This is a genomic window from Enhydrobacter sp. (assembly GCA_025808875.1).
In the GTDB taxonomy this organism is placed as follows: Bacteria; Pseudomonadota; Alphaproteobacteria; order Reyranellales; family Reyranellaceae; genus Reyranella.
The window spans coordinates 3786297-3799839 of sequence record CP075528.1 but is presented as its reverse complement, the minus strand read 5'-3'; the positions used below and the strand labels follow the sequence as shown (position 1 = coordinate 3799839).

Below are 13543 nucleotides of genomic sequence, written 5' to 3'. Positions count from 1 at the left end.
TAGGTTGGACTTTTCCCTGACCCCGGAACAGCAGCAGATCGGCGAGACGGCGCGGCGCTTTGGCGTCGAAAAGCTCGCCCCGGGTTATATCGCTCGCGAAAAGGACGGACGCATTGCGCCGTCACTGATCAGCGAGATGGGCGGCCTTGGGCTGATCGGGGTCGACCTGCCACAGACGTTCGGTGGGCTCGACGCGGACGGAGTGACAGCCGGGCTCGTGATCGAAGGCGTGGCAGCGGCCGATCTCAGCATCGCCTACGTTCAGCTTCTGGGGTCGTTGATGGGCTCGATCTTGGTGCACCACGCGCCGATCGAGATCGCGAAGGAGGTCGTACCGAGGATCTGTCGCGGCGAGACTGTGGTGGCACTCGGCCTGACCGAGCCCCGTGGTGGGTCTGACGCGGCGAATCTCCAGCTCAAGGCGCGCCGCACCAACGACGGCTACGTGCTCGATGGCGAGAAGACGTCGATTTCGATGATCGAACAGGCGGGATCGATCGTCGTCTTCGCCCGCACTGGCGAGGCAGGTTCCGGTGCTCGGGGTGTGACTGCCTTTCATGTGCCGCTCGACCTGCCGGGCATTAGCCGTTCCAGCTTCAACGATGTGGGCTCGAAGGTTGTCGGCCGGGGGTCGGTCTTCTTCCAGGACGTCAAGGTGCCTGACGAATGGCGCATCGGAGGCGAGGGCGAGGGCTTTCGTACGGTCATGCAGGGTTTCGACTACAGCAGGGCATTGATTGGGCTGCAGGTGCTGGCGCCAGCCGCCGCCTCGCTTGAGGAAACCTGGCGGTACGTCACTGAGCGCCAAGCCTTCGGCCATCCGCTGGCACGCTATCAAGGCGTCACCGAACCCTTGGCCGAGGCGGAAACGCTGCTCACTGCGGCACGGCTTCTCTGCTACCGAACGCTGTGGCTGCGCGACCAAGGGAAGCCCCACACGGCGGAAGCCGCAATGTGCAAATGGTGGGCTCCCAAGACAGCCTTCGAGACGATCCACCGGTGCCTCCTGACGCACGGCCATTCCGGCTACACCATGGACCTGCCGCATCAGCAGCGGCTGCGCGATGTGATGGGCCTGCAGATCGGCGACGGCACCGAGCAGATCCAGAAGATGATCATCGCGCGCGAGAAGATCGGGCGCGTGGCGGTACCGTACTAGGCGGAGGGTGCCGATGGCCGAAGAATCGCCCGTCCTCACCGAGCTGCAAGCCAATATCGGTGTGGTAACACTGAACCGTCCCGGCAAGTTCAACTGCATATCGCGCGGTCTGGCGGACGGCCTGTCTGCCGCGGTGCGATCCTTGGAGGCCAATGCTGAGTGTCGTGTCGTGGTGCTCAAGGCCAACGGCAAGCATTTCTGCACCGGCGCTGATCTGGACGAAGTCCTCGCGGCGCGCGAGACCCGCGCCACCCTCGAAGCTTTCATCACCGCAGGACACGACGCGCTCACCGCCCTTGAGCGCTCGCGCTTGCCAATCGTCGGAGCAGTGCATGGCCTATGCCTCGCTGGCGGGCTGGAGCTGATGATGGCGTGCGATGTCGTGTTCGCCGCCAGCTCGGCTCGTTTCGGTGACCAGCATGCACAGTACGGTCTGATCCCCGGATGGGGTGGCACGCAGCGCCTGCCCCGCCTGGTCGGCCTGCGCCGGGCCCTCCACCTGATGTACAGCGCCGAGTGGCTGGACGCGACCACTGCGCGCGAGTGTGGCCTCGTGAATATTGTGGTCGAGGAGACGGCACTTGCCGAGCGTGCCATGACGTACGCGCAGACGCTGGCGGTTCGCAATCCACAGTCCATCGCGGCGATGAAGTCACTGGCTCGTCAAGGCCTCGACGTCCCTCTGGCCGAAGGACTGGCGCGCGAGTGTGAGTGCGTCGTCGACGCGCTGCGGTCGGAGAACGTCTCCGAAGGATTGGCCGCCTTTCAGGCCCGTCGGGTCCCGAAATTCAGTTAGTCCAGTGCACCTTGTACGCGATCAGGAGGATTACTCATGGAGCACGCAACACAAGTCGAACTGGCTCGCACTATGTTCTCATACATCGACAAGGGCGAGCAGGCGCGTAGCGTATCGCCCTTTGCCAATCCGGTCCGAGACTATATCTGTTCAGATCAGGCCGCGCACGAACGCGACCTGTTGTTCCGCGAGCATCCCCTCATCCTCGGCATGACTGCCGACCTTCCAAAGCCCGGCGATTTCTTTACCAACGATTTCACCGGCCGTCCGATTCTGGTTGTTCGCGGCAAAGACGGCAAGGTGAACGCGTTCCTCAACGTCTGCCGCCATCGTGGCGCCAAGCTGGCGACAGCCGATCTCGCGCAAGGTTGTGCACGCGCCGGCACCTCCTTTGTGTGCCCGTACCACGGGTGGGCGTACGGTCTGGACGGGCAATTGCTGGGCGTGCGCGACGCCGAGGCCTTTGGCGATGTGGACCGCGCAACGCACGGCCTGCGGCGGCTTGCGGCGGTGGAACGCCATGGGTTCATCTGGGTTCGGCCCGGCGGCGACACGCCCTTTGATCCCGACGCGATCCTGGGCGATCTCACGTCGGAATTCGGGGCATACGGCTTCGATCGCTACAGCCATTACGAGACACGAACGCTAAGGCGGGCGATGAACTGGAAGCTTGTCATTGGCACCTTCCTGGAAGGCTATCATATCAAGGTCCTTCATCGGAACACGATCGCGCCACTGATTCTCGGCACACACACCACCTTCGATGCCTATGGCCGCCATGGGCGCATGGCGGTGCCGCGCCCGGGGCTGGCGGCGTTGCGCGAAATGCCGGAGCGCGACTGGGACGTGCTGAGGCACACGGCGGTCGTCTATGCGCTGTTCCCGAACACCGTGCTGGTCTGGCAGGGCGACCACATGGAGACTTGGCGCGTCTTCCCGGGGGCCAGTCCCGACGAGAGTGTGATGCATGCCTCGCTCTACATTCCGGAACCGGCACTCACCGATAAGGCGAAACGCCATTGGGATCGCAACATGAAGATCCTGCTCGACACGGTAGAACAGGAGGACTTCCCGCTGGGGGAGAACATGCAGCGCGGCTTCCATTCCGGCGCGCAAGACCACCTGCTGTTCGGCCGCAACGAGCCGGCGCTGGCACATTTCCATCGTTCCGTCCACCAGGCACTGGGGCTCCCACGAGCATGAGTCCCTTTCCAGGGAGCACGCCCATCATCGATCAGCTACGCGAGGAGACGACCATGACTTTCGTTCCAATATCCGCAGATTCGCACATCACCGAGCCGGCCAATTGCTATCGCGACCATATCGAGCCCGCTTGGCGCGAACGCGCCCCCCACATCGAGCGCGATCCCAAGTTCGGCGACGTCTATGTCGTCGAAGGCATGAAGCAGACCATCCCGATGGGCCTGGTTGCTGCGGCCGGCGTCGAGCCCAGCAGCCTCCGCCCGGGCGGGGCGCGCTTCGAGGACCTTCATCGCGGCGGCTGGGATCCGGCAGCCCGGCTGGCCGACCAGGACCGCGATGGTGTGGGCGCCGAAGTCATCTATCCGACCGTCGGCATGGTGCTCTGCAATCATCCGGACCAAGACTACAAGAAGGCCTGCTTCGACGCCTACAACCGCTGGCTCCAGCAGTACACCGCGCACGCGCCGGACCGCCTGATCGGCATCGGCCAGACCGGCATTCGAACCGTCAAGGAAGGTATCGCCGATCTCGAGCGCATCAAGGCAATGGGCTTCAGGGGCGTCATGATGCCCGGCAACCCAGGCGAACTCGACTATGATGACCCGGCCTACGATCCCTTCTGGGAAGCGGCCGTGGCCCTGGACCTGCCGTTGTCGTTCCATATCCTGACGTCGAAGACGGACAGCATCAATTCGCACCGCGGTCCCAAGATTAGCGGATTTCTTTCGATTATCCGCGGCTGTCAGGACATCATGAGTATGCTGATCTTCAGCGGCGTGTTCGAACGCCATCCCAAGCTTAAGGTGGTGTGTGTCGAGGCCGATGCCGGCTGGGCGCCGCACTTCATGTACCGCATGGACCATGCGTACAAGCGGCACCGCTACTGGATGAAGGGCAAGGAGCTGGCGCGGCTGCCGTCGGAGTATTTCCGCGACAATATCAGCTTGACGTTCCAAGACGACTACATCGCGTTCAAGCTCGCCGACATGATGGCGCCTCAACAACTGATGTGGGCCAGCGACTTTCCCCATAGTGATTCGACCTGGCCGTGGAGCCAGGACGTGATCGCCGAGCAGACCGCACATCTCAGTCCATCCTTGAGGCAACGGGTCCTGCACGACAACGTGGCAGACCTCTACAAGCTTGCGGCCTAACCACACCCCGCTTCTCATCCTGAACCGGCAGCAAGTTCGGAAGCAACGAGGGACCTCATGAAGTTTAGCCTGTTCGTCTACTGCACGATCGGCCGGCGGGCTGAACTCGAAGGCGGTATGGCCGGCCGCAAGCCCGAGCTCTATCAGCGCATGCTCGACGAGATCGCCGAATATGCGCGCTTTGCCGACGATGCCGGCTATTTCGGGTTTGGCCATCCCGAACACCATCTGCAGATCGAGGGCTTCGAGATCTCGAACGATCCCCGGCTGATGGCGATGTGGCTGGGCAAGCACACAAAAACGCTGCGGGTCATCACCTGCGGCTTCGTATCGACAACGCACAATCCGCTGCGGGTGGCGGAGGACATCGCCACCATGGACCACATGCTGGGCGGGCGCTTCGGTGTGGGGCTGGTGCGTGGCTACCAGGCGCGCTGGGTCGAGAATTTCAAGGTGCGCGAGGATCTTCATGCGGTCGGTCCATGGAACAAGGATTCGCCGGTCGACGCTGCCAACCGGGCGTATTTCGATGAGTTCGTCGACGTCGTCGTCAAGGCACTGACCCACGAAACCTTCTGCCATCGAGGCCAGTACTGGAATTTCCCACCGGTCGGCATGGTCAACCCTCATCCGCACGGCGTGTACACGACCTATGGACAGGGTGTCGCTCCGGACATGCGGATCAACGAAGTCGGCATTGCGCCGCGGCCGCTGCAGACGCCGCATCCGCCGCTCTATGGCGGCTTCGCCGCCTCCATGCGTACGGCGCTGTTCTGGGCAAAGTACGGGGGCCGGCCCATCGTGCTGACCGATAATCTCGACTTCTACAGCCATCTCAATCGTGCGTACCACGACGAGGCGGAGAAACACGGGCGAGCCGTCAGCTCCGGCCACGCGACGGCTTGGGGCGGCATTTTCATCTGCGCCCCGACTGACGCCGAAGCACATGCCCAGCTCGAGGACATGCGTTGGTTCTGGGACCAGTGGTCTGCTCCCTTTGGCCAAGGACTGCCCGAGCTGCTCGTCGGCTCGCCTGATACCATCTCGCGGCGGCTGGAAGCTGTTCAGAAAGCCGTGCCCGGGCAGGACGAGATCGTCCTGCTGATTCCTCAGGGTCTGCATGATCGCGGCCAGATCCTGCAATCGCTAGAGCTGATGGCGACTAAAGTCATGCCTCGCTTCGCAGACGCGGCTTGATCATGCCCGCTCAACGTTTTCATTCATGACCGGCCCGACGTCTCCCGGCGATCGCCGATTCGGCTTCACCGATGCCGAACTCATCGCGCATCCTACTGTATTCGCCGCGGACCTGTTCAGCGGCAAGGTGGTTCTCGTTTCAGGCGGCGGCAGTGGCATCGGCAAGGCAATCGCCGTTCTGTTTGCGCGGTTGGGTGCTCATCTCGTTCTATGTGGCCGCAAGCCAGAGAAACTCGAGGCCGCGGTCGCCTTGCTGCGTGGCCTCGGCAGCGACGTCGATGCCATGGCGATGAGCATTCGTGAGCCGGACGAGGTCGAATCCCTCATGGAGCGCGCATGGTTGAGACATGGCCGGCTTGATGTGCTCGTCAACAACGCCGGCGGACAATTTGCGCAGCCAGCGATCGATTTCACCGTCAAGGGTTGGAAAGCCGTCATCGACACCAACCTGAGCGGCACATGGTACATGATGCAGGCCGCCGCCCGGCGCTGGCGAGATCGCGACCAAGCAGGCAACATCGTGAATATCACGGCCACGATCGAGCGTGGATTGCCGCACATGGCGCATTCGACGGCGGCGCGCGCCGGAGTGATCTACCTGTCGAAGACGGTGGCAGTGGAATGGGCGCCCCTTGGTATCCGGGTAAACTGCCTCGGCGTCGGTGCGGTCGAGAGCAGCGGCTTCGCGCAGTATTCCGAGGAGGGCCGCAAGACCTTCTACGAGAGCAACCCCATGCGCCGCCCAGGGGACGTCTGGGACGTCGTCGAAGGCTGCGTCTACCTGGCCGGTCCCTCGGGCAAGTTCATCACCGGCGAAGTCCTGACCATCGATGGCGGGCAGCAGATGTGGGGCGACTTCTGGTCGGCCGGCCGTCCGGACTACTTCAAGGTCGGCTAGTTCGGTTGGTTGAAACGCATTCCTGGACCTGATCATCCTAAGGAGGCGATGAACCAGATCATAGTCAATGAACCCAATCGCTGGCGTCTTGAACCACCGGGCTGCATCGGCCGGCCGGCGCGCGCTCGCGCATAGCCCGGTAAGACCAACACGACGCCGTGTCGGAGAAGAGGTGACGCGATGCTGCCCAAGAAAACGATGGCCATGGTTCAGACGGGTCCGCGCCAACTGGAGCGTCGTGATCTCCCGATCCCGCCGATAAGCGCCGACAGCGCGATTCTCAGAATCGAGGCTTGCGGCATCTGCGGCAGCGACCACGAGCAATACGAAGGCGCGCTGAGCACGCCTTATCCGGTCGTCCCCGGCCATGAGCCGTTGGGTATCATTGCGGCCATCGGCGATGTTGCAGCGAAGCGCTGGCGCGTCGATGTCGGCGACCGTGTCTGCGTCGAGACGATGCTGTCCTGCCACTGTTGCAACACGTGTCTCGGCGGGCACTACCATCTGTGCGACCGGCGGCAGATCTATTCCTACATCCCGCTCACCGTGGCGCCGGGAATCTGGGGTGCGTACTCGCAGTACATGTATCTTGCGCCCAATGCGATCGTTCACCGGATCGACAAGTCCTTGCCGCCTGAGATCGCTGTCATGTTCAATCCACTCGGCGCCGGTTTTCGCTGGGCGGTCGAGCTTCCCGGGACAAGCGCCGGCGATACCGTGATGATTCTCGGGCCGGGGCAGCGCGGATTGGCCAGCGTCGTGGCCGCACGCCATGCTGGAGTGGGCACCATCATCGTTACTGGACTGGCCTCGGACGCCAAGAAGCTGGCCGTCGCGCGTGCACTCGGCGCGGACTACACGATCGACGTAGACAACGAGAACCCCAGGGAGCGCGTCCGAGAGATCACGGGCGGAAGAGGCGTGGATGTCGTTGTCGATGTCACGTCGTACGCCACCCAACCCGTGCGAGGGGCGCTCGACTACGTGCGTCGCGGCGGCACAATCGTCCTTGCCGGAGTGAAGGGATTCACCATGCAGGACGGAAAGAGGCGTCAAAAGACGGTGCCGGATTTCGTCTCCGACATGGTTGTCTGGAAGGAAATCACCATTAAGGGTGCCATCGGCGTTCTCAGCTCAGGCTACCGCAAGGCGATTGATCTAATTGAAAGCCGCAAGGTTCCGCTTGCGCTGATGCACACGCACGATTTCGCGCTGGAGGAGGCTGATCTGGCGATCCGAACGCTTGCCGGCCAGGTCGACGGCGAACGGTCGATCCACTCCTGCCTTATCCCGCCCTCGTAGAGACAACAGTTCCGGAAAAAGCAACGTCATGAACCTACCGCCGCGGCTCCCGCCCTTCGATGAGGAGGTGGCTCGCCGCTTCCTCGAACCGACCGTACCGTCATCCGGCCTCCCGCAGTTCCTCGGTCTACGCACCACGCTCGTCGAGCCCGGGCGACTGCGCGTGGAAATGGCGGCGGACCCGAAGCTGCTGACGCGTTTCGGCAATCTGCATGGCGGCGTACTCGCCGCATTGTGCGATCATACGCTTGGACTCGTATGCTATCCGCACATGCAGCCGGGACAATGGGCGGCCACCACGGAATTCAAACTAAATCTCCTCGCGCCAGTCTCGGCCGGTACCGTGATTGCGGAGGCACGTATTGTCGCCATGACCCGTTCGACGGCAGTGGTGCGGATCGACGTGGAGAACGACGGGCGGCCCTGTGGTGCGGCTCAAGGCACGGTTCTGATCATGCAACCAAAGCCACCGAAGTCCCGTGACTAGACTTGGTTCTCGCCCTTTGCCAAACCACCGGCGACGGTATTCGCTGACAAAGGTGATGGGTTCAGCTGCGCCCTGCCATCATCCGGGTAACATTGTAGGTTATGACCACCTCGTTGCGCTGATTGACAATGCTGTTGATCGTCGTGACGATTCCCCGATTCCCTTTGCTGGTTGGCCGGATCGCCGTCACTTCCACTTCGCCGTGAATAGTATCGCCGACATTGGTAGGAGCATGCACCTTTATGGTCGATTCCAGCATGGCGAGCCCCGTATGCTGCATCGTGGCCTGAACCAAAAGGCCTTCAACGAAGCAGTAGCAAAGAGCACCCGGCACCGGACGGCCTCGCATGGCACCATGTTGCTCGCTGAACGTCACATCGGTGAAGATCATCTCGACCATACCTGTGGCATTGATGAAATTCACCAGATCAGCTTCGGTGATGGTGCGATTGATGGTGCGAAACTTCTGGCCGACCTTGAGGTCAGTCCAGAACAGCCCGAGGCCGACGTACTCCATGCGCTCTCCTCATGCCGCAGCGAGGGGTGCGGCAACCGCTGCCATCACGCTCCCGGAGGGCGGGCATACCACACCAATGTTCTAATGTTAATTAGAATGTAGCTACGAAACTCGCTACAAATTTGATGTTCCTTGAGAGCCGCATATATATATTCTAATGAAGGTTCGATGCTAGTGGAACGCAAATCCAAAGGCTGGGATGCAAGGAGTGACCGCAAAGTGGGCGAGAATTGCGGCTTGGCGGAGGTCCGGCTTCGATTGAACACGGCCATTTCATGCATGCCTCGGACTCTCGTGAAGTATTGCCGGCACCGCAGATCTTCGCGGCCTTAGCGGATGTTCAGAGACGCTCAGAAAGGCGGCGCTAGATATGGAACGCACCGAATACTTCGACGCTCTTGAAACGCGTTCGTCCGAAGAACGGGAGATTGCATTGGCCGCCGCCCTTGAGGCGCAAGTCGCGCATGCCCAGGCCAATGCGCCGTTCTTCGTCGAATGGCTGAAGGACGTCGATCCGGCCATGGTAACGAGCCGCGCTGCGCTCGCACGCCTTCCAATTCTGCGTAAAGCGGACCTAAGTGCCGTGCAGAAAAGGAGTCCGCCGATGGGAGGGTTGCTCAGCGTGCCGCTCGCGCAAGTCCAGCACATTTTCATGTCGCCAGGGCCCATTTTCGAGATCGATACCGCTGAAAAGGACTATTTGCGCGGCGCACGGGCCATGTATGCGGCAGGGTTTCGTGCCGGCGATATCGTTCACAATACCTTTTCGTACCACCTCACGCCGGCCGGCCTCATGATGGAGGCCGCAGCGCGGTCATTGGGCTGCGCGGTCGTGCCGGGAGGCGTCGGCCAGACCGAGTTGCAGCTCGACGCCATAGAGGCCATCCGACCGGGGAGCTACGTTGGAACACCCTCGTTTCTGAAGATTCTCCTCGAGAAAGCTGATGACCTTGGCAAGGACATTTCGTCGATTCGAAAGGCCTTTGTCAGCGCTGAGGCGCTGCCACCTTCGCTCCGCCAAATGTTTCGCGACCGTGGCATATCGGCCTTTCAGAGCTATGGCACGGCAGATGTGGGCATCATCGCCTACGAATCCCAAGCCCTGGAGGGCATGATCGTCGACGAAGGCGTTCTGGTCGAGATCGTGCGGCCGGGCACCGGCGATCCCGTTGCCGACGGCGAGGTAGGCGAAGTGGTCGTTACGACCTTCAGCAAGGCCTATCCTTTGGTGCGCTTCGGAACCGGTGACCTGTCCGCCGTGCTGCCCGGCATCAGCCCTTGTGGCCGCACGAACATGCGCATCAAGGGTTGGATGGGGCGTGCCGACCAGCGCACCAAGGTCAAGGGCATGTTTGTTGACCCAGCACAGATTGCGCTGGTCGCCCGGCGTCATCCGGAGTTCGGCCGCGTGCGGCTGGTCGTCGACTGGGTCGATCAGCAAGACGTCATGATCTTGAAAGCCGAGCTCATCGGGGGCTCCGCCGACTTGGCTAAGGCGGTGGAAGGCAACATCCAGAATATCTGCAAGGTCCGAGGACGCGTGGAGTTCGTGGCGCCCGGCAGCCTGCCTAACGACGGCAAGGTGATCGACGATGTGCGCAAATACACCTGATCAGTCGACGCCCAGGCGGACGAGTCGGTGTTTGCGTCGCGACGCCTTTGCATGAACGGAGGCGGGCGACAGGTCTAGCCACCGCGCCGTCGATGACCTCGGGGGAACGGCGCCGTGCACCAAGGTGAAGGAGAATGATGATGGCCCAGACTGATCTGACCGGCAGGGTAGCGGTTGTAACGGGCGCTGGTAGAGGCCTCGGCCGTGCCTATGCGCAGGGGCTTGCCAAGGCTGGGGCCACGGTCGTTGCGCTCGATCTCTCGGATTGCAGCGATACAGTTCGCGACATTGAGACTAACGGCGGTCGGGCATTCGGCCGGCGATGCGATGTTGGAGACATGACCAGTTGCCGCGACGCGGCGGACGACGCCCTCACCCGGCTTGGCCGGGTGGATGTGCTGGTCAACAACGCGGCATTGTTTGCGACGCTCAAGTCGGGTCGCTTTGATACGATCGCCGAGGGAGACTGGGAGTCATGCATGCGTGTCAATGTCACCGGCGTGTGGAATTGCTGCCGTGCGTTTGTGCCGCCCATGCGCGAACGGGGTGGCTCCGTGGTCAATATCTCCTCGTTGGCTGCGACATACGGTCTGCCCAACGCCCTGCATTACACGACGTCTAAGGCGGCCGTGATTGGATTGACGCGAGGTCTGGCGCGCGAACTGGGCCGCTTCAACATACGTGTCAACGCAGTGGCCCCTGCGACCGTTGAGACAGACGGCATGAGCCAGTTCTTCGGTGAGAAGAAGGAAGACGCTGTGAAGGCTATTGTCTCCGGCCAGTCGATTCGCCGTGTCCTCACAACCGACGATCTGGTTGGCACAATCCTCTATCTTGCCTCCGATGCCAGCTCGATGGTGACAGGCCAAACGATTGCCGTCGATGGCGGGACGGTCTCCCTCTAATTCCACATCAGGTCAGGCTATGTCGGGTCTGGGAATGCGCGTGCTCCAAACCTGCACCAGGCAACCGACAACCGTTGAAAGGATCACATTGACCGCCCTTGCCTTTCCGATTCCTGACGACGTCACCGCAATAGCGGATGGCATCGAAGGTTTCCTTCGCAGAGAGGTGTTCCCGCGTCACCAGAACGATCATGCGCTGCTGTCCGATCCGCGTCGCACGTACAGCGAGGATGGCCGCTATGTCCCTGCCGTGGTCGAGCATATTCGAGGCGTGCGCATTGCGGCCGCAAAGGCTGGTTACTATTCGATGTCAGTGCCTGTGGAACTGGGTGGGGCAGGCATGGGCATGCTTGCCTACTTCGTTGTTTGGGAGCGTATCTATCGTCTTTGTGGCAGCCACAATTGGCTGGGTGCTTATGCGGTCAGCCACTGGGCCTTCGGTCCAAGCCAGGTCCTATTGAAAGTGACGGATCGTGCACGCTCCGAGATTCTAGCGGGCATGATGGAGGGCCGGACATCGATGTGCTTCGGCATGTCTGAGCCTGGCGCCGGCTCGGATGCGACCATGATCCGTACGAAAGCGAGACAAACCGACTCTGGCTGGCGACTCAACGGCCGCAAGATCTGGACGACGAACGCGCCGCAGGCAGACTATTGCATCGTCTTTGCCGTGACCGATCCGGACCGTGCGTCACGCCGGGCTGGTGGCATCAGCGCCTTTCTCGTGCCGACCGCGTCACCCGGCTTCAGGCTGGAGAATGTCATCCGCATGCATGGGTCGGTGGGTGGCAACGAGGGCTCCATCGTGCTGGAGGACGTGCAGGTCGAGCCATGGCAGCTGGTCGGCGAACTGCATGAGGGCTTCCGCATCGGACTGTTGGGCGTCTCTATCGGCCGTATCTACAATTCAGCTCGCGCTGTGGGACTTGGCCGTTGGGCGATCGAGGCAGCGCTGCGTTATACTCAGCAGCGTGAGGCTTTCGGCAAGCCGATCGCGGAATACCAAGGCGTGACGTTTCCGTTGGCCGAAGCGGCGATGGAGCTGCATGCGGCGCATCTTATGGCGCTGAATGCGGCGACCTTGATCGACCGCGGCGAGCGGGCGGTGAAGGAGCTGTCGATGGCCAAGGCCTATGCGGTGGAAATCGGTGCCCGGGCGCTGGATCGCGCTATCCAGACTCATGGCGCCATGGGTTTCACCAACGAGCTCGGACTTGTTCATGCGTGGCAGGACGTTCGCTCGGTGAACGTGGCGGACGGCACAAATGAGGTCTTGCGGCGCACGATTGTGCAACGCCTCCTTGCGGGAGACACGGAATTGTAGGCGTCCCGGAAGCGTCTCAGGCTCCGTTCGTATGCGGAGTGCTGCTCTACGCGGTCGCCGAGCGAATGTTTGCTAAGAAGGAAGACACCATGCGAATGAAGGGCAAGGTCGGCATCGTTACAGCGGCGGCCTCGGGAATGGGGAGGGCAGGGGCAGTTCGTTTCGCGCGCGAGGGCGCTGCCGTCGCCGTTGTCGATCGGGACGAGGCAGGCGTTGCTGCCGCGGTCGCACAGATCGTGAACTCTGGAGGCCGAGCGAAGGGCATCGTCGCCGATTTAGGCGAAGCCGATGCGGCGCGCGAGATCGTCAAGGAAGCCGCCAACGCCTTTGGCGGCCTCGATTTCGTCTGGAACCATCTCGGCCATCCCGGTCCCGCTTCGGTTGAGGGCCTGGATCTGGCGGATTTCGACTTGGCGGTCCGCCTAAACTTGCGTTCTGTGCTGATCACCACCGAAGCAGCCATTCCAGAATTGCGAGCGCGAGGCGGCGGTACACTGCTCTTTACGGCCTCGACATCAGGCCTGCATGGCTCGCCATTTAGTCCTGTCTATTCTGCCATGAAGTTCGGGGTCGTTGGTCTCACGCGCTCGCTCGCCAAGCGCTTGGCCCGCGATGGGATTCGCGTCAACGCTCTGTGCCCGGGCCCCATAGATACGCCGATGTTACGCGTGTTCGTCGCCAGACCCGACCAACAAAGTACACGCGGCCAAGATCCAGAGGAACTCATCCGCAAGCACGCTGGCATGACGCCTTTAGGACGGCCGGGCAGCCCTGAGGAGATTGCCAACGCAGCACTGTTTCTCTTGTCCGACGAGGCTTCTTTCGTGACTGGCGCGGCTCTACCAGTCGATGGAGGATCAACGGCATGAACAAGCTGGATGCGATGGTTCACGAGCGAGTTGGCACGCCGGAAGCGGGATGTCGTGTTTGCTGAGCTGGTCTTCGCGAAACCTACGGCACGAACCGAGGTAGCTCAACAAGATCCATTC

General features: G+C 61.9%; 13 protein-coding genes. 12 read left to right on the top strand and 1 reads right to left on the bottom strand.

All coding sequences use genetic code 11. The annotated features are described in order from the left end of the window. Nucleotides 1-4 precede the first annotated feature (4 nt). The 8 genes from KIT25_18810 to KIT25_18775 all read left to right on the top strand — a co-directional run bounded on the left by KIT25_18810 (nt 5) and on the right by KIT25_18775 (nt 8196). Nucleotides 5-1159, top strand: a complete 1155-nt coding sequence (locus KIT25_18810; protein UYN94081.1) for an acyl-CoA dehydrogenase family protein — start codon at nt 5-7, stop codon at nt 1157-1159. A gap of 13 nt (nt 1160-1172) precedes the next feature. Then, nucleotides 1173-1955 (top strand): enoyl-CoA hydratase/isomerase family protein, encoded by a 783-nt coding sequence (locus KIT25_18805; GenBank protein ID UYN94080.1) that lies wholly within the window; start codon nt 1173-1175, stop codon nt 1953-1955. 36 nt (nt 1956-1991) lie between these two features. Further along, nucleotides 1992-3158, top strand: coding sequence for a Rieske 2Fe-2S domain-containing protein (locus KIT25_18800; GenBank protein ID UYN94079.1), 1167 nt, complete (start codon nt 1992-1994; stop codon nt 3156-3158). Then, entirely contained in the window at nt 3155-4312 is a 1158-nt protein-coding gene (locus tag KIT25_18795; GenBank protein UYN94078.1) for an amidohydrolase, read from the top strand. The genes KIT25_18800 and KIT25_18795 overlap by 4 nt, the downstream gene beginning before the upstream one ends. Before the next feature lie 57 nt (nt 4313-4369). Further along, nucleotides 4370-5509: an LLM class flavin-dependent oxidoreductase gene (locus tag KIT25_18790; protein ID UYN94077.1), complete on the top strand. Its 1140-nt coding sequence runs from the start codon at nt 4370-4372 to the stop codon at nt 5507-5509. Nucleotides 5510-5534: 25 nt separating this feature from the next. After that, a complete protein-coding gene (locus KIT25_18785; protein ID UYN94076.1) occupies nt 5535-6407 on the top strand; it encodes an SDR family oxidoreductase in 873 nt (290 codons plus the stop codon). A gap of 180 nt (nt 6408-6587) precedes the next feature. Beyond that, nucleotides 6588-7709 (top strand): zinc-binding dehydrogenase, encoded by a 1122-nt coding sequence (locus tag KIT25_18780; protein UYN94075.1) that lies wholly within the window; start codon nt 6588-6590, stop codon nt 7707-7709. 28 nt (nt 7710-7737) lie between these two features. Beyond that, nucleotides 7738-8196: a PaaI family thioesterase gene (locus KIT25_18775; GenBank protein UYN94074.1), complete on the top strand. Its 459-nt coding sequence runs from the start codon at nt 7738-7740 to the stop codon at nt 8194-8196. A 61-nt stretch (nt 8197-8257) separates the two neighbouring features. Here KIT25_18775 and KIT25_18770 read toward each other — a convergent pair whose 3' ends face one another. Next, the gene (locus KIT25_18770; protein UYN94073.1) at nt 8258-8713 is read right to left on the bottom strand and encodes a MaoC family dehydratase N-terminal domain-containing protein; all 456 of its coding nucleotides are present in this window, start codon (nt 8711-8713) and stop codon (nt 8258-8260) included. A gap of 370 nt (nt 8714-9083) precedes the next feature. Here KIT25_18770 and KIT25_18765 point away from each other — a divergent pair, with 370 nt between their 5' ends. The 4 genes from KIT25_18765 (at nt 9084) to KIT25_18750 (ending at nt 13423) form a co-directional block, all read left to right on the top strand. Then, entirely contained in the window at nt 9084-10325 is a 1242-nt protein-coding gene (locus KIT25_18765) for an AMP-binding protein (protein ID UYN94072.1), read from the top strand. A 134-nt stretch (nt 10326-10459) separates the two neighbouring features. Then, nucleotides 10460-11230 (top strand): SDR family oxidoreductase, encoded by a 771-nt coding sequence (locus tag KIT25_18760; protein UYN94071.1) that lies wholly within the window; start codon nt 10460-10462, stop codon nt 11228-11230. A gap of 34 nt (nt 11231-11264) precedes the next feature. Beyond that, nucleotides 11265-12554 carry an acyl-CoA/acyl-ACP dehydrogenase gene (locus KIT25_18755; protein UYN94070.1) on the top strand — a complete coding sequence of 430 codons (1290 nt, stop codon included), beginning with the start codon at nt 11265-11267 and terminating at the stop codon, nt 12552-12554. Nucleotides 12555-12643: 89 nt separating this feature from the next. Beyond that, nucleotides 12644-13423: an SDR family oxidoreductase gene (locus KIT25_18750; GenBank protein UYN97984.1), complete on the top strand. Its 780-nt coding sequence runs from the start codon at nt 12644-12646 to the stop codon at nt 13421-13423. Nucleotides 13424-13543 lie beyond the last annotated feature (120 nt).